The organism is Nocardia cyriacigeorgica NBRC 100375 (genome assembly GCF_000308555.1).
GTDB lineage: Bacteria > Actinomycetota > Actinomycetes > Mycobacteriales > Mycobacteriaceae > Nocardia > Nocardia cyriacigeorgica.
The window spans coordinates 12,642-27,310 of record NZ_BAFY01000114.1; the positions used below are offsets into that span (position 1 = coordinate 12,642).

Sequence of the window (14,669 nt, forward strand, 5' to 3'; positions counted from 1 at the left end):
CGAGTGCCGATCGGACCGCTGCGGTCCGACGCTCCCACTGTAGGTGCCGGGTTGTCCGCGGCGGCCGATTCAGCGCGATGACCCGACCTGCCGGACGGTGCGCTGACGCTTCCGGCGCCGCACGATCCGTGCTATCGAGTGACCATGACATCGACGCGCTCGGACTACGACGTGGTGATCGTCGGCGGCGGTCACAACGGGCTGGTCGCCGCCGCCTATCTGGCCCGGGCGGGCCGCTCGGTGCTGCTGCTCGAACAGGGCGCCGAGGTGGGCGGTGCGGCGGTGTCGGCGCGCGTCTTCCCCGGTATCGACGTGCGGTTGTCGCGGTACTCGTATCTGGTGAGCCTGTTGCCCCGCCAGATCCTCACCGATCTGGGCCTGCGTTTCCAGACCAGGCGGCGCCGCATCTCCTCGTATACGCCGGTCGGCGCTTCCGGGCTGCTCGTCGACACCGGCTCCGAGGCGCGCACCAGGGACAGCTTCGCCCGTCTGACCGGGTCGGACCGGGAATTCCAGGCATGGCAGCGGTTCTACGCGATGACCGGCACCCTGGCGCGTCGAGTCTTCCCGACCCTGACCCGGCCGCTGCCCACCAAGGCGGAACTGCAACATACGGTCGGCGATGCCCGAACTTGGGAAGCGATCTTCGAGCGCCCGCTCGGCGAAACGATCGAGGCGTGGTTCGCCGACGACACCGTGCGCGGCGTCGTCTTCACCGACGCGCTGATCGGCACCTTCACCCACGCCCACGACCCCACCCTGCTCCAGAACCGGTGCTTCCTCTACCACGTGATCGGCGGCGGCACCGGCGACTGGGATGTGCCGATCGGCGGGATGGGCGCGCTCACCACGGCATTGGCGACCGCTGCCCGATCCGCGGGCGCACAGCTACGCACGGGCTGCCGGGTCACCGCCATCGACACCGATGGCCGCCGCGCCGAGATCCGGTGGGCCGGCGGCGCGGTAGGCGCACGGCATGTGCTGGTGAACGCGGCTCCCGCCGAGCTGGCCCGGCTGCTGGGCGAGTCCGCCGAGCCACCACCGGAAGGTGCGCAAGTGAAGGTCAACATGGTCCTGCGCAGACTGCCGCGCCTGCGCGATGCGGCAGTCGATCCCCGCGACGCCTTCGCCGGGACGTTCCATGTGGCCGAATCGTATTCACAGCTCGAGCATGCTTACACCGAAGCCGCGGCCGGCCGGATCCCGGCAGCTCCGCCCGCCGAGATCTACTGTCACACCCTCACCGATCCCACCATTCTCGGGTCAGGCGCCGGGGACCTGCACACCCTGACGCTGTTCGGATTGCATTCGCCCGCAAGGCTGTTCGAGACCGACCCACAGGCCAAGGACGAGCTGGTCGCCGCGACGCTGACCCAGCTGGACGAGGTCTTCGCCGACCCGATCCGGGACTGTCTGGCCACCGACGCCGACGGGAACCCGTGCTTGGAAGCGAAGTCACCGCTCGACCTCGAGGCCGAGGTCGGCCTTCCCCGTGGGCACATCTTCCACCGCGATCTTGCCTTCCCGTACCGGTCCGACGACGACCAGCGTGACGATTCCGCGGCCAGGTGGGGAGTGGCCACGGCACACCGGAACGTCCTGCTCTGCGGGGCGGGCGCGCTGCGCGGCGGGGGCGTCAGCGGTATTCCTGGTCACAATGCCGCGATGGCGGTTCTGGAACTCACCAGCAGCGGAAAGTAATTCGTTCAAGGTGTAGGTTCTTCCTGTTAATTCGACCCGAGTATCGGGTCGGCAAATATCGCGGTAGGGTTGGCGCCCGTGGACGGCGCCGACGCCGTCCGTTCCGTTGATCCGGCGCCGAGGAGAACAGGTGGAGCTCGATACCGTCCGTGAGGAAAAAGCGATACGGGACTTGGAGAATCGCCTGGTCGACAGCCTTCCGGAGGCCACGCCCGAACAGGTCGGCAGCGCGGTGCAGAATGCGCACCAACGATTCGACGGGCTACCGATCCGGGATTTCGTACCCATTCTGGTGGAGCGGATCGTGCGCCGCGAACTGGACCCGGAACCGGTGGTGGAAAAAGTCGTCACGCGAATCGAAACGGCACCGGAGAAATCCGATAACGAAATTGTCGTTTCGAATTCCGATTCTCGTCATCTGCCGGAAACCTTGCGGGCCGCGCTGCGCTCGCGTGGACGGCTGGTCCCGGTCCTCGGGGTGGTGGGCGTGCTGGTGGTCGCGGCGGTCGCCGTGGCCACCGTCAGGGATTCCGATCCTGCTCCGGCCACCGCTGCCGCCGCACCGTTGACGGTGGTGGAAGGCGTGGTCGGTTCGGAGAAGATGGCGTTCTTCGAGGATCCGCGCGTGGTGGATGCGCTCGCCGAGCACGGCATCGATGTCGACGTGCGCCCGGCGGGTTCCCGCCAGATCGCCACCTCGGTGGAACTCGACAACCTCGATTTCGCATTTCCGTCGAGTCTTCCCGCCGCGGAACGAATTCAGCGTGAAGCCGGAGTGAGCCGGCAATACACGCCGTTCTCCTCACCGATGGTGATCGCGACCTTCCAGCCCATCGTCGACGTGCTCATCCGCGCCGGCGTCGTCAAGGCGGGCACCGTATCGACCTTCGACATGTCCGCCTACCTGGACATGGTCGCTCGCGGCGTGCAGTGGGACCAGATCGAAGGCAACACCGCCTACCCGGTGCGTAAGAACGTGCTGGTCTCCACCACCGACCCGCGCAGCTCCAACTCCGCCGCCATGTATCTGGCCGTCGCGAGCTACGTCGCCAACGGCAACGCCGTGGTCCGCGGCCCGGCGGCGGAAGCCCATGTGCTGCCGCTGCTCTCGCGCCTGTTCCTGGCCCAGGGCTACACCGAGAACTCCTCGGAAGGACCATTCGGCGAATATCTCGACGCGGGCATGGGTCCGGCGCCGATGGTGTGGGCGTATGAGGCGCAGTACGTGGCGGCGGCCGTCGACGGGCGCATCAAGCCGGAGATGAAGCTGCTGTATCCGTCGCCCACCGTGCTGTCCCGGCACGCACTGGTGCCGCTGAACGACGACGGTGACAAGGTGGGGCAGCTGTTGTCCACCGACCCGCAACTGCAAGCCCTCGCCGCCGAACACGGCTTCCGCACCGGCGATGCCGCGAAGTTCGACGCGGTGGCAGTGGCCAACGATGTACCCGTCGCGCGCGATCTCATCGACGTGGTGGACATTCCGTCCTACGAAACGCTCGAGAATCTCCTCAACGGCGTGGCGAACTCCTACAACTGATCACCGGGATGCGCTCTGGCGCAATGCTTCTCGGTGTATCCGGCGTGCTCAACGCGCCGGGAACCGCACGATCCGGTCGTCGCCGGCGCGGATATCGCCACGCCCGTCGGTATTGGACGTGGTGAGCCACAGCGCGCCGTCGGGCGCCACCAGCACCGTGCGCAGGCGGCCGTAGCCGTCGCGGAAATGATCGGCGGGCGCGCCCGTGCCGGTCGCGGTGAGCGGCACGGTCCACAGCCGCTCACCGCGTAAGGCGGCTGCGTACAGCGTGTTCGCGGTGATGGCGATCCCGGAGGGCGAGGCTTCGTCGGTGGACCAGGTCACGAGCGGATCGGTGAATCCGCGGTCCGCGCCGCCGGTGCCTTCGACCTCGGGCCAGCCGTAATTGCGTCCCGGTTCGATCAGGTTGATTTCGTCGACATCGTTCTGCCCGAACTCGGCGGCGAACAACCGGCCCGCCGAATCCCACGCCAGGCCCTGTACATTGCGGTGGCCGAGCGAGTAGACGGGGGAGTCGGGACGCGGATTGCCTGGTGCCGGGCCGCCGTCCGGGGTGAGGCGCAGGATCTTCCCGTTGGGGCTGCCGGGGTCCTGCGAGGCAGCACGCCGGCCCGCATCGCCGGTACCCACATACAGCATCCCGTCCGGGCCGAAGGCGATGCGACCGCCGTTGTGGTTGCCCGCCTTCGCGATTCCGTCGAAGACGATCTGCGGCGGTTCCCCGAGCCGGAACCGGACGATGCGGTTGTCCGAGGCGGCGGTGAAATAGGCGTACACGTAGCGGTCCTCGGCGTACCGGGGAGACACGGCGATCCCGAGCAGCCCGCCCTCACCACCCGGGACCACACCGGGCACCTCATAGACCTGCTCGGCGGGCCGCCCCGGCACGACTCGCAGAATCCGTCCGGTATCGCGTTCGGAGACCAGTGCCGTGCCGTCGGGCAGGAAATCCAGGCCCCATGGGGTCTCGATATCGCGCGCCACCTCTTCGCCCGCGGCCAGATCCGGGGCACCTGCCGGACGGCTCACTTCCGTCGTGGTCGCGAGCGGGGATGGCGGGATGCCGGACGGGTCGGAGGTTTCGTCGCCGCAGGCTGCCAGGCCGCACACGAGCAGGACCGCCGCCGCGATCGCACGGGCACGCACATGGGTTGCCCTGGTGTGAAAGGGAGCGATCTCGGAGCGTACGCGCATGGTGCTGACCTCCGGGTCGGGGAGCCGTCCCCATCGATCGTGCCCGCCTACGCGCCGCAGGGCGACTACCGCCGTACGCGGAACGGGCCGAGGCAGCCGCCGTCGACGGCGATCAGCTGTGCACCACTTCCTGATTCTCGACGACCGCCATGGCCGCACCGGCCCGCTTCCCCGGCAGCACCCAGAACAACACATACGTGCAGATCAGACTCAACGCGCAGATCCCGACCGCGTACACACTGACCGCCAGTGACGAAGACCCGGCGGTCCACAGCGCGGTGGCGATCATCGGGGCGAACCCGCCGCCGAGAATCACCGACACCTGCACGATCAGCGAGGTACCGGAGTAGCGGACCCCCGGCGGGAACAGCTCGGCCACGATGATGCCGCCCACGCTGTGGCTGACCGGCAGCGCCAGGCCCATACCGAGCAGCGCCACGAACACCACCGCCGCGTTGCCGGTGTTCAGCAGCGGGAAATACAGCGCCGACCAGACCACCAGCGCCGCCGTCCCCGCGAGGAACACCCGCGCGGTGCCCACCCGGTCGGCCAGCGCGCCCCACAGCGGCATGGTCAGACACCACAGCACCGAGGACACGATCACCCCCGACAGCAGGAAATCTCTGCTGAAGCCCAGCGACTTCGTGCCGTAGGTGAGCGTGAAGACCATGAAGATATAGACCACCGCCGACGTCGCGATCGCGGCGCCGAGGATCAGCAGCAGCCGCACCGGCCCGACGCGCAGCGCATCGCGCAGCGGGAACGCGGAGATCTCACCGCGCCGCACCAGATCCGCGTACTGCGCCGATTCGGTGATGGTGAGCCGGACCGCGAGCCCGACCACCACCAGCACCACGCTCAGCAGGAACGGGATCCGCCAGCCCCACGACAGGAACGCCTCGTCCGGCATCAGCGCGCTGGTGCCGAGGAACACCGCGTTGGCGAGCACCAGCCCGGCAGGCGTGCCCATCTGCGGAAAGCTCGCGTAACGATTGAGCCGCCCACCCGGAGCGTGCTCCATCGAGAACACCACCGCCCCCGCGCCCTCGCCGCCGAGCCCGACACCCTGGATTAGCCGCAGCACCACCAACAGCACCGGCGCCCAGAACCCGATGGCGTCGTAGTTGGGCAGCACACCGATCAGGGTCGAGCTCACGCCCATCAGGATCAGCGACACCACCAGCGTGGCGCGCCTGCCGATCCGGTCACCGAAATGCCCGAACAGCAGCCCGCCGAGTGGTCGCGCACCGAAACCGACCGCGAAGGTGGTGAACGCGGCAAGAGTCCCGGCCGCCGGGCTCATCGACGGAAAGAACTGCTTGCCGAAGATGAGCGCCGACGCCGTGCCGTAGAGCATGAAGTCGTACCACTCGAGCGTGGTGCCTGCGAGGGTCGCCGCGGCGACCTTGCGGTGGGTCGGTGCGACGGTCGCGCCGGAGGGTCGTGCGGTCACTGCTATCCGTTCAGCCTGCGGCGCGCGGCCGCGTCTCATCTGGGCGAGGCCGGGCCGCGCTCAGAGCTGCGCACCCACCTGCTGGGCGATGAGCTCGAGATGGTCCAGATCGGCGAGATCGAGGATCTGCAGATAGATCCGCTGGGCACCGATCTCGGCGTAGCGGCCGATCTTGTCGGCCACCTCGGCGGGGGAGCCGGCCAGACCGTTGGCCTTCAGCTCGTCCACCTCGCGGCCGATCGCGTCGGCCCGGCGCGCGACCTCGGCGTCGCTGCTGCCGACGCACGCTACCAGCGCGCTGGAATAGACCATGTCGTCGGCCGGACGGCAGCGCTCGGCCACCGCGGCGCGCACACGGTCGAACTGGGTGGAGGTCTCCTCGAGCGAGGAGAACGGCACGTTGAACTCGGAGGCGTAGCGGGCCGCCAGGCGCGGCGTGCGGCGCGCGCCCTTGCCGCCGATCAGCACCGGCACCGGATTCTGCGCCGGTTTGGGCAGCGCCGGCGAATCGGTGAGCTGGTAGTGCGCGCCGTCGAAGCTGAAGGTGTCGCCGAGCTTGGTTTCCCACAGACCGGTGATGACGGCGAGCTGCTCCTCGAACCGGGCGAACTTGTCGTCGGGGAACGGGATGCCGTACGCGGCATGCTCTTCGGCGAACCAGCCGGTGCCGAGCCCGAACTCGACCCGGCCACCCGACATCTGGTCCACCTGCGCGACCTGGATGGCCAGCGGGCCGGGCAACCGGAAGGTCGCGGCGGTGACCAGGGTGCCGAGCCGGATGCGCTCGGTCTCCCTGGCCAGGCCCGCGAGGGTGATCCAGGCGTCGGTCGGACCGGGCAAACCGCTGGCATCACCCATCGCGAGATAGTGATCGGATCGGAAGAACGCCCCGTAGCCGAGGTCCTCGGCGGCCTTGGCGACCTTCAGGAGCGTGTCGTAGTCGGCGCCCTGTTGTGGCTCGGTGAAGATACGCAGTTCCATACCGTCATCGTGCCGCACCGCAGGGGGCCGGGCGCGGCCGGCACCGCGCCGGATGTTCAGCCGCGGCGTTGACCGGCGGTCATCGTGGTGGGCCGGACTCGATCGGCCCAGCCGCACGGCAGCGAACAGGTGGCCGTCACCCAGGTCTCTTCGTCGCCGTTGTCGAAGATGTGTTTGGTGGTCGCGGCACGTGCGGGATAGCCACAGGCGCCGCATTTGCCGAAGTAGTTGAGGATCTCCTCGGTATGGGTGATCGCCACGCGGCGATCGGGTTTCGTCATCGCTTCTCCTTCGTCGATGGTGGCACCGTCCAGTGTGCCGAAAATGTGGCTGGCGTCACATCGGATTCGGTTGGGAGTTGTCATAGGGCTGGTCGGACGGGTTTGGGGGAACGGCCAAGCGCGCGATCGAGGATCGACGCAAAAGCCGTGGTGAACTTCGGGCAACAGGATTCGGGGCCCCTCGCAGGCGGCTGCGGTGACGCCGAAAGGTGGTGGTGGGAACCACAACCCCGCTGTATTGTGACTGACGTTACACAGTAGCTACCCGCCGACCCGAGTTGTTCGTTGCGGGCCGACGAGAAGATGTACGCAGTTGGTTACCGACGTCATCGATGTGGTCGCTGAATTGGCGGCAAGCCGGGCAGCAGTATGGGATCTACTGCTCGACGCGCAAACCTATCCACGAGTGTTCGCCGGCATCGGCGCCGCCGAACGCCTGGACGTGCCCGACCGCAACCCACTGCTGGAACTGCGAGTCGGCACCCCCGACACCGGCATTCGCATCCACCAGATCCGGGTGACGATCGGCCGCTGGTACGAGAGCATGGAGCTGCACAGCCCGATGCAGGGCAGTTTCGCCTCTGTCCGGTTGAGCGGGGAGGGCGAGCGCACCCGTGTCAGCGTCACCTACTTCAGCCCCGGGCGGATGCATCCGCAGCTGGCGAAGCTGTCCAACGGCGCGATCACCGCGTGGACCGAGGCCGGACTGCGCCGCATCGAAGACATTGTGCGCGGTGCGCGCACCTCCGTGGTCGTCAACGGGGAGAACTCGCCGGTCCGGCGTCAGGTCGGCGTGCTGCGCCAGGTCATGACCACCGGCGTGGTCAACACCGGACGTCCGGACGTGGCCGTGAAACAGCTTCGGTCGCTGAGCAAATGGGGTTTCAACCTGGCGGGCGGCTACGCCGCGGGGGCGGACCATTCGCCCGGCCACATCGCCGTGGCCGACGATCGCGGCACCCGCACCTTCGCCGAGATGCACGAACGCACCAACGCCCTGGCCGGCGCCATGGGATCGCTCGGGCTCACCTCCGGCGACGCCATCGGGCTGCTGTCGAACAACCACGCGGGCATGGTGGAGACCATGGTCGCCGCCGGCAAGCTCGGCGTCGATGTGGCCCTGCTCAATTCGGGTCTGTCCGGGCGGCGCATCGAGGAAATCGTGCAGCGGCATCGCCTCTCGGCGCTGTTCGTCGACGGTGAACTCGAAGAACTGGTCCGCTATCTGCACACCGACGTCCCCCGCTACAACACCGACGGCAGGCCGCCGTTGCCCGACCGCACCACCATCGACGAGCTGATCGCCATGGGGCAGTACGAGTTCCGCCGCCCGAGCCAACCCGGCCGGCTGATCGTGCTCACCTCCGGGACCAGCGGCCGTCCCAAGGGCGCGCGCCGCCCACATCCGAAGGGCTTCGGCACCATCGCCGCGCTGCTGTCGCGGATCCCGCTGGGTATGGACGAGGCCATGCTCATTCCCGCCCCGCTGTTCCACACCTGGGGCCTGGCCGGGCTGCAATTGAGCACTGCCTTGCGCTCCACAGTGGTGCTGCCGGAAAAGTTCGATGCCGAGGACTGCCTGCGCCGCATCGAGGAACATCGCGTCGTCACCCTGATCGTGGTGCCGACCATGGTCAAACGCATCATGGATCTTCCGGTGCAGGTGCGTTCGCGCTATGACACCTCCAGCCTGCGCCACGTCGTCAGCTGCGGTGCGCCGCTGGCCGGGGCCACCGTGCTGCGATTCATGGACCTCTACGGCGACATCCTCTACAACGTCTACGGTTCCACCGAGGTCAGCTGGGCGTCGGTGGCCACACCGGAGGATCTGCGCACCTCACCGACCACCGCGGGCAGGCCACCGCTGGGCACCAAGGTCGCGGTGCTGGGCGAGGACCGCAAACCGGTGCCGGTCGGCGCGGCCGGGCGCATCTTCGTCGGCAATCACATGCTGTTCGACGGCTATGTCAACGCCGCGCCGCCCGATGAGGCCGACGGCATGCTCGATACCGGTGACCTGGGCTATTTCGATGTGTCCGGCCGGCTGTTCATCGCCGGACGCGACGACGAGATGATCATCTCGGGCGGTGAGAACGTCTTCCCGCGCCCGGTGGAAGAGGCGCTGTCGCACCTGCCGCAGATCAGTGAGGTCGCCGTGGTCGGCGTCCCCGACGACGAATTCGGCCAGCGGCTGGCGGCCTTCGTGGTCAAACGCGAAGGCGCGGGCCTGGATCCGGACATGATCCGTACCTATATCCGGCACCGGCTCAGCCGGTTCTCGGTGCCTCGCGACGTCACCTTCCTGAGTGCGCTGCCGCGCGGGGAAACCGGCAAGATCCTCAAGCGCCTGCTGACCGACGGCGGCGGCCCAGGACGCCCGCCCGCGATCGGTAGGCTGGCGCTGCCCGGTCCGATGTAAGCGCGGTAGGTGCCCCTGCGGGCATGCGGCGCCATCGCGTAGGTTCTTCTACGCGAATGCCCGGCATGTTGGAAAGGCGCCAGTGATCGTCGTCTCGGTTCTCATGGGTCTGCTCGCGCTGACGGTGCTCGGTGCGCTGCACTGGTATCTGTGGCGGCGTCTGGTCCGCGATACCACCCGGCCGGGCTCGGTGGGCTGGTGGCTCGGAACCGCCGTCATCGTCGTCGGAGCGGTGCTGATGGTCGCGGCGCTGGTCGCGCAATTCGCCCGCGCCCCCATGGGTTTCGTGCGGATCGTGGCGTGGCCCGGCTTCCTGTGGGCCGCACTGGTGATCTATCTGCTGATCGGTGTGCTGGTCGGGGAGCTGCTGCGGCCGCTGGTGATGCGCTGGTACGACGGCGTGCGCGGCGACGGCGGGGAGCCGGCGGGTGGCGCAGGGGCGGGAACCGACCGCGAGCAGCCGGGCATGCGAGACGGCGCGGGGCCGGCGCAGGCGGCCGATGGATCGGCATCGACGCAGGTCACGACGGCATCCGGGTCGGCACACGCGCCTTCCGAACTTCCGCTGCCGCAGGCCGCGGCGGCGACCGGATCACCTCGGGCTGTGGCGCAAGCCGAATCGGCGCACACTGCGGTCGAACCGGCGGCGCGGGCAGGTGGGGCCGGCACCGGCGCGGTCGATCCGCTCCCACGGCGGTTGTTCGTCTCCCGCGTCCTCGGTGGCGCGGTGGTGGCCGCCGCGGTCGGAACCGTCGGGCTCGGCACCTACAACGTGCTCAGCGGGCCTGCCGTGAAACGGATGACGGTCCTGCTGCCGAAGCTGCCTGCCGAGGCCGACGGCTTCCGGATCACCCTGGTCAGCGATCTGCATGTCGGCCCGGCCCTCGGCCGCTCGTTCACCCGGCGGGTGGTCGACGCCGTCAACGGCACCGACCCGGACCTGATCGCCGTCGCGGGTGACCTCATCGACGGCAGGGTCGCCGACCTGCGCTCGACGGTCGCGCCGCTGGCCGATCTGCGCTCGCGTCTGGGCACCTATTACGTCACGGGCAACCACGAGTACTACTCCGGCGCCGACGAATGGGTCGAGCATGTGCAGGAACTGGGCATGCGGGTGCTGATGAACACTCGCGTCGAACTGCCCGGATTCGACCTGGCCGGGGTCGACGACGTCGAAGGCGAGGCCGAGGGGCGCGGTCCCGATGTCGCGGCGGCCTTGGCGGGCCGCGACAGCACGCGCGCGTGTGTGCTGCTGGCCCACCAGCCGGTCGTCATCCACGAGGCCGTCGACCACGGCGTCGACCTGCAACTGTCCGGCCACACCCACGGCGGGCAGCTCTTTCCCGGCAACCTCATCGCCGATCTCGCCAACCCGACGCTGGCCGGCCTCGAACGCTACGGCGACACCCAGCTCTACGTCACCCGCGGCGCGGGCGCGTGGGGTCCGCCGGTCCGGGTGGCCGCTCCGTCGGACATCACGGTGCTCGAGCTGCGCACCGTGCGGGATCGGATCAGCCCGCCGCCTCGTTGAGCAGCGCGCCGATGCGCGCCAGGCGCGGCAACTGTTCGTCGCGGAACGAGGTCGGATGATGGACCTCGACGCTGAGCTGATCGTCGAAGGTGCTGATGATGATGGTGCCGCCGCCCGGCTGCGGTAATCGCCGCCCGGTGCGGTCGCGTTTGGCGATCATCGTGGACCGAAAATCGGTGATGCGCAGGCCGTCCGGGGTGGCCAGATGTGGAATGCGGCCCCAGTTGGTGGCGATCAGTGTGCCCTGCGGAGTCGGCGGCATCTCGGGAATCTGTAATGGCGTCTGCTGGATGAACCCCGAATCCAGTCCCGCCCGCAACGCGGCGCCGATGTCACGGGCCAATCCGACGAGCCCGGGTTCGGTGCCGGGGCCCGCCCGGTAGGAGGTGTAGCCGAGGACATTGGTCGCCTCGGTGGCCCCGACCGGCGGACTCAGCCTGCGCCGGAGATCGACCGAATACGCGTAATGCAGCTGCTCGATCGGCACGTCGCGGGTCGCGGCTTCGGTGAGCAGCAGCGCCGCGGACACCAGTCCGTGCACGGTGACCCCGGTCCGGTGGCCCAGATCGACGAGTGCGGTGGTGGCGGGGCGGCTGAGCCGGCAGCGGGTGGTGATCAGCGCGGGGTAGGGGTCCTCGGCCGCCGAGGTCGGGGCCGACAGTGCCGGCGGGCGCAGCAGCGCGTCGGGAACCGGGCGTTTGACGATCCCGCGCGCGGTCAGCAGGTCTTCCACCGACGCCGGATACGGCCGTTGCGGCACCACCGGCGTGCGTCCCGCGGCGGCCTCCCGGTAACAGCGCCACAGCTCGGCGAAGATCGCCAGCGAATGCACCGCATCCGCGATGCTGTGGTGGGTCAGCAGCGTCACGCTCGCGTGCTCGCCATCGCGCACCACACATAATGCGCACGCCGCCCGGCGCTGGTCCGGGTCCGCGCCGGTGAGCAGCTGTTCGGGCACTCCGTCGACCATGGTGAGCTCGGGAGCCTCGCCGTCCGGGGCGAGCAGGACGTGCCCGAGATCGTCCACCGGTGCCAGCCGCGCACCGAGCATCGGATGTGCCCGCAGCACCGCCTCGAAGGCCACCGCGAGCGCGCCGGGATCCAGCCGACCGCGGACCCGCGCCGAATATCCGACGAAAACCTCCGCGAATGCGAAAATTTGCTCACTCGGCGCCAACGGACGCAAAACAGTGGCAGCGGTCATATCAATGCCTTCCCCGGTGACCTGCTGTGAGACTATCCCAAAACGCTGGGGCTGCCGGGAAATTCATGGCCGCGATACAGTCACATCGGGGTCGCTCGACGGCTCGTGTATCGTTCGGTTAGGTAAACCTAACTCGTCGAGGGAGGCTGGATGGCCAGGAAGCGCACGACCTTGACCGTGGTCGGGACCGAACAGATCGGCCCGCATTTCGTCCGGGTCCATCTCGGCGACCCCGGCTTCGATGACTTCACCCCGATCGAATTCACCGACGCCTACGTCAAGCTGCTCTTCGATCGCCCCGACGGCGAAGTGGCGCGCACCTACACCGTGCGCTCGGTCGACCCGATCGCCCGCCGCATCGCGATCGATTTCGTGGTGCACGGCGACGAGGGCATCGCGGGCCCGTGGGCGGCGAATGTGACTGTGGGCGAACAGATCACGATGTTCGGCCCGAGCGGCGCGTATGCCCCGCGCGCGGATGCGGACTGGCATCTGCTCGCCGGTGACGAGTCGGCGCTGCCCGCCATCTCGGCGGCGGTGGAGGCGCTGCCCGACGGCGCGATCGCCAAGGTGTTCGTCGAGGTCGCCGACGCCGCCGATGAGATCGCCTTCGTTTCCAAGGCCCAGCTCGACGTGCACTGGGTCCATCGCGGTGGCGCGGCCCACGAGGTCGGCGAGGACCTGGCCGGCGACAACGCCCCGATCATCGCCGCGGTCCGTGACGCCGAATGGCTGCCCGGACAAGCCGGTGTGTTCATCCACGGCGAGGCGCAGGCGGTGATGCACAACCTGCGCCGCTACATCCGCAAGGAGCGCGGGGTGCCCGCCGAATTCGCCTCGATCTCCGGCTACTGGCGGCGCGGCCGCACCGAAGAGAGCTTCCGGGTCTGGAAGCGCGAACTCGCCGCCGCCGAATCCGGCGACAACGCCTGATCAGCCGGCCGGGCAGGTGCTCCCCGACAGCACCGGCACGCAGATGCCTGCCGTCGCCGACAGCAACAACCCCGCGCCCAGCGTGAGCGCGCCGAGACTGATCGCGGCGAACACCAGCACCCACAGCAGCCCGGGCAGCCTGGTCAGGCGGGCGAGCTGGTCGGCGTCGGTGGTCAACTCGGCCGACCGCCGCCCGGACCGGGTGCGCTGCAACTCGATGACGGGCCGGATGCCCGCCAGCAACAGCAACCAGGTCGCCAGGTAGGCGAAGCCGGCCTGCAAGGTGTCCGAGCCGAACCAGGACACGCCGAAAACCAGTGCGCCGGTGAGGAATACCGAGACGACGCCGTACACGTTGCGCACCATGATCAGCATCGCGGCCAGCGCTGCGATCGCGATCCACAACATCAGCGTGATCCGATTCGCGCCGAGCAGGGCGGCGAAGCCGAGGCCGAGCAGCGCCGGAGCCGGATATCCGGCCAGCGCGGTGAAAATCATGCCGAGGCCATAGGGCTTCCCGCTGGAGACCGTCAGGCCCGAGGTATCCGAGTGCAGGGTGATGCTGTTGAGCCTGCGTCCGGTGAGCAGGGCCACCAGCGCATGCCCGCCTTCGTGGGCGATTGTCACCACATTGCGCGTCAGCCGCCACAGCGGCCCGTATCCCACCAGGACCAGCGCCACCGCGGCGGCGCCGAGCACCAACCACGACGGCGGCGCCGCCTGCGTCGTCGTCAGTCGATCCGCGATCGAGCTGCCACGGTCGACCAATTCGGCTGTATCCACCGACGCACCCTAATCGACGCGGCCGGACGCCGCAGCACGCCGAGACCGGGCGGCGGGCGGTTGCCGCACTGTCGCCACCACGAAGCGAGATATGTGTGAATGGGACGTTTCACAATTCCGTGGCGCGTCGATTCGGCGGATTGCCGAAGTACGGGGGATGTGGCCGGTTCGCCGGATAGACCGGGATACGTTCGACGGTGTCGATGGTGGTTCGGTGGAGGGAATGCGATGAGCGAGGACGTCCCGTATGACACGGCGGCGCGGGACTCCCCGGTAGCGCGGCGCGCGGAAAGCGATTTCGGGACCGCGCTCGGACTCGGTCTCGATATGGCGTTGGTGTTGCTCGATGATTCGGATCCGTCGTCGCGGCGGGTGATGGCCCGGCTGGAGCGGGCCGCCGCGCGCTGCGCCAGGGAACAGGTGCCGCTGGAGGCGATCCAGCATGTCATCCACGACAGCGTCAAGACCGGGCTCGGTCTCGGCGACCCGGGCCGTCGGCGGCTCGGGTTCGGGATGGGCGGCAGCGACGAATGCCTCATCGTCGACCTGCTCGATACGTTGACCTCGGCGGTCTCGCGCGCCTACGTGGCGCAGCTGCGCTCGGCGCACGGGTCCGCCTGAAGCGCGCCTGGGTGTTCGCCGGCGATCA

12 protein-coding genes are annotated in these 14,669 nt (G+C 68.8%); 6 read left to right on the forward strand and 6 right to left on the reverse strand.

Features of this window, described 5'->3' with window-relative positions; all coding sequences use genetic code 11:
- Positions 1 to 144 precede the first annotated feature (144 nt).
- Positions 145 to 1,701, forward strand: a complete 1,557-nt coding sequence (locus tag RJ05_RS10515; RefSeq protein ID WP_036536240.1) for a phytoene desaturase family protein — start codon at positions 145 to 147, stop codon at positions 1,699 to 1,701.
- A gap of 130 nt (positions 1,702 to 1,831) precedes the next feature.
- On the forward strand, positions 1,832 to 3,241 hold the full coding sequence (locus RJ05_RS10520; protein WP_085996195.1) for a three-helix bundle dimerization domain-containing protein: 1,410 nt from the start codon (positions 1,832 to 1,834) through the stop codon (positions 3,239 to 3,241).
- Positions 3,242 to 3,289: 48 nt separating this feature from the next.
- Here RJ05_RS10520 and RJ05_RS10525 read toward each other — a convergent pair whose 3' ends face one another.
- The 4 genes from RJ05_RS10525 to RJ05_RS10540 all read right to left on the reverse strand — a co-directional run bounded on the left by RJ05_RS10525 (position 3,290) and on the right by RJ05_RS10540 (position 7,150).
- Complete coding sequence (locus RJ05_RS10525; RefSeq protein WP_228790790.1) at positions 3,290 to 4,435, reverse strand: PQQ-dependent sugar dehydrogenase; 1,146 nt, start codon at positions 4,433 to 4,435, stop codon at positions 3,290 to 3,292.
- Positions 4,436 to 4,547: 112 nt separating this feature from the next.
- Positions 4,548 to 5,888, reverse strand: a complete 1,341-nt coding sequence (locus tag RJ05_RS10530) for an MFS transporter (RefSeq protein ID WP_036536243.1) — start codon at positions 5,886 to 5,888, stop codon at positions 4,548 to 4,550.
- Between the two features lie 60 nt (positions 5,889 to 5,948).
- Entirely contained in the window at positions 5,949 to 6,869 is a 921-nt protein-coding gene (locus tag RJ05_RS10535) for an LLM class F420-dependent oxidoreductase (protein WP_036536262.1), read from the reverse strand.
- A 56-nt stretch (positions 6,870 to 6,925) separates the two neighbouring features.
- A complete protein-coding gene (locus RJ05_RS10540; RefSeq protein WP_014350624.1) occupies positions 6,926 to 7,150 on the reverse strand; it encodes a hypothetical protein in 225 nt (74 codons plus the stop codon).
- A gap of 313 nt (positions 7,151 to 7,463) precedes the next feature.
- Here RJ05_RS10540 and RJ05_RS10545 point away from each other — a divergent pair, with 313 nt between their 5' ends.
- Together RJ05_RS10545 and RJ05_RS10550 are read left to right on the forward strand one after the other, a co-directional pair.
- A complete protein-coding gene (locus tag RJ05_RS10545; protein ID WP_036536247.1) occupies positions 7,464 to 9,569 on the forward strand; it encodes an AMP-binding protein in 2,106 nt (701 codons plus the stop codon).
- Between the two features lie 82 nt (positions 9,570 to 9,651).
- On the forward strand, positions 9,652 to 11,100 hold the full coding sequence (locus RJ05_RS10550) for a metallophosphoesterase (protein WP_199780091.1): 1,449 nt from the start codon (positions 9,652 to 9,654) through the stop codon (positions 11,098 to 11,100).
- Here the strand turns inward: RJ05_RS10550 and RJ05_RS10555 are convergent.
- Complete coding sequence (locus RJ05_RS10555) at positions 11,081 to 12,304, reverse strand: phthiocerol/phthiodiolone dimycocerosyl transferase family protein (RefSeq protein WP_036536250.1); 1,224 nt, start codon at positions 12,302 to 12,304, stop codon at positions 11,081 to 11,083. The genes RJ05_RS10550 and RJ05_RS10555 overlap by 20 nt on opposite strands.
- A gap of 150 nt (positions 12,305 to 12,454) precedes the next feature.
- Here RJ05_RS10555 and RJ05_RS10560 point away from each other — a divergent pair, with 150 nt between their 5' ends.
- Complete coding sequence (locus RJ05_RS10560) at positions 12,455 to 13,237, forward strand: siderophore-interacting protein (RefSeq protein ID WP_036536253.1); 783 nt, start codon at positions 12,455 to 12,457, stop codon at positions 13,235 to 13,237.
- Here RJ05_RS10560 and RJ05_RS10565 read toward each other — a convergent pair whose 3' ends face one another.
- Positions 13,238 to 14,020: a M50 family metallopeptidase gene (locus tag RJ05_RS10565; RefSeq protein WP_051016414.1), complete on the reverse strand. Its 783-nt coding sequence runs from the start codon at positions 14,018 to 14,020 to the stop codon at positions 13,238 to 13,240.
- 228 nt (positions 14,021 to 14,248) lie between these two features.
- On the opposite strand from RJ05_RS10565, the gene RJ05_RS10570 reads away from it, so the two are divergent.
- Positions 14,249 to 14,641, forward strand: a complete 393-nt coding sequence (locus tag RJ05_RS10570; RefSeq protein ID WP_036536255.1) for a hypothetical protein — start codon at positions 14,249 to 14,251, stop codon at positions 14,639 to 14,641.
- Positions 14,642 to 14,669: the final 28 nt, after the last annotated feature.

What these genes read in the sequence shown, in the direction of transcription:
- RJ05_RS10515 (WP_036536240.1), top strand. Translation starts at nt 145, where the DNA reads ATGACATCGACGCGCTCGGACTACGACGTGGTGATCGTCGGCGGCGGT.
- RJ05_RS10525 (WP_228790790.1), bottom strand. Translation starts at nt 4,435, where the DNA reads ATGCGCGTACGCTCCGAGATCGCTCCCTTTCACACCAGGGCAACCCAT.
- RJ05_RS10535 (WP_036536262.1), bottom strand. Translation starts at nt 6,869, where the DNA reads ATGGAACTGCGTATCTTCACCGAGCCACAACAGGGCGCCGACTACGAC.
- RJ05_RS10540 (WP_014350624.1), bottom strand. Translation starts at nt 7,150, where the DNA reads ATGACGAAACCCGATCGCCGCGTGGCGATCACCCATACCGAGGAGATC.
- RJ05_RS10555 (WP_036536250.1), bottom strand. Translation starts at nt 12,304, where the DNA reads ATGACCGCTGCCACTGTTTTGCGTCCGTTGGCGCCGAGTGAGCAAATT.
- RJ05_RS10560 (WP_036536253.1), top strand. Translation starts at nt 12,455, where the DNA reads ATGGCCAGGAAGCGCACGACCTTGACCGTGGTCGGGACCGAACAGATC.
- RJ05_RS10570 (WP_036536255.1), top strand. Translation starts at nt 14,249, where the DNA reads ATGAGCGAGGACGTCCCGTATGACACGGCGGCGCGGGACTCCCCGGTA.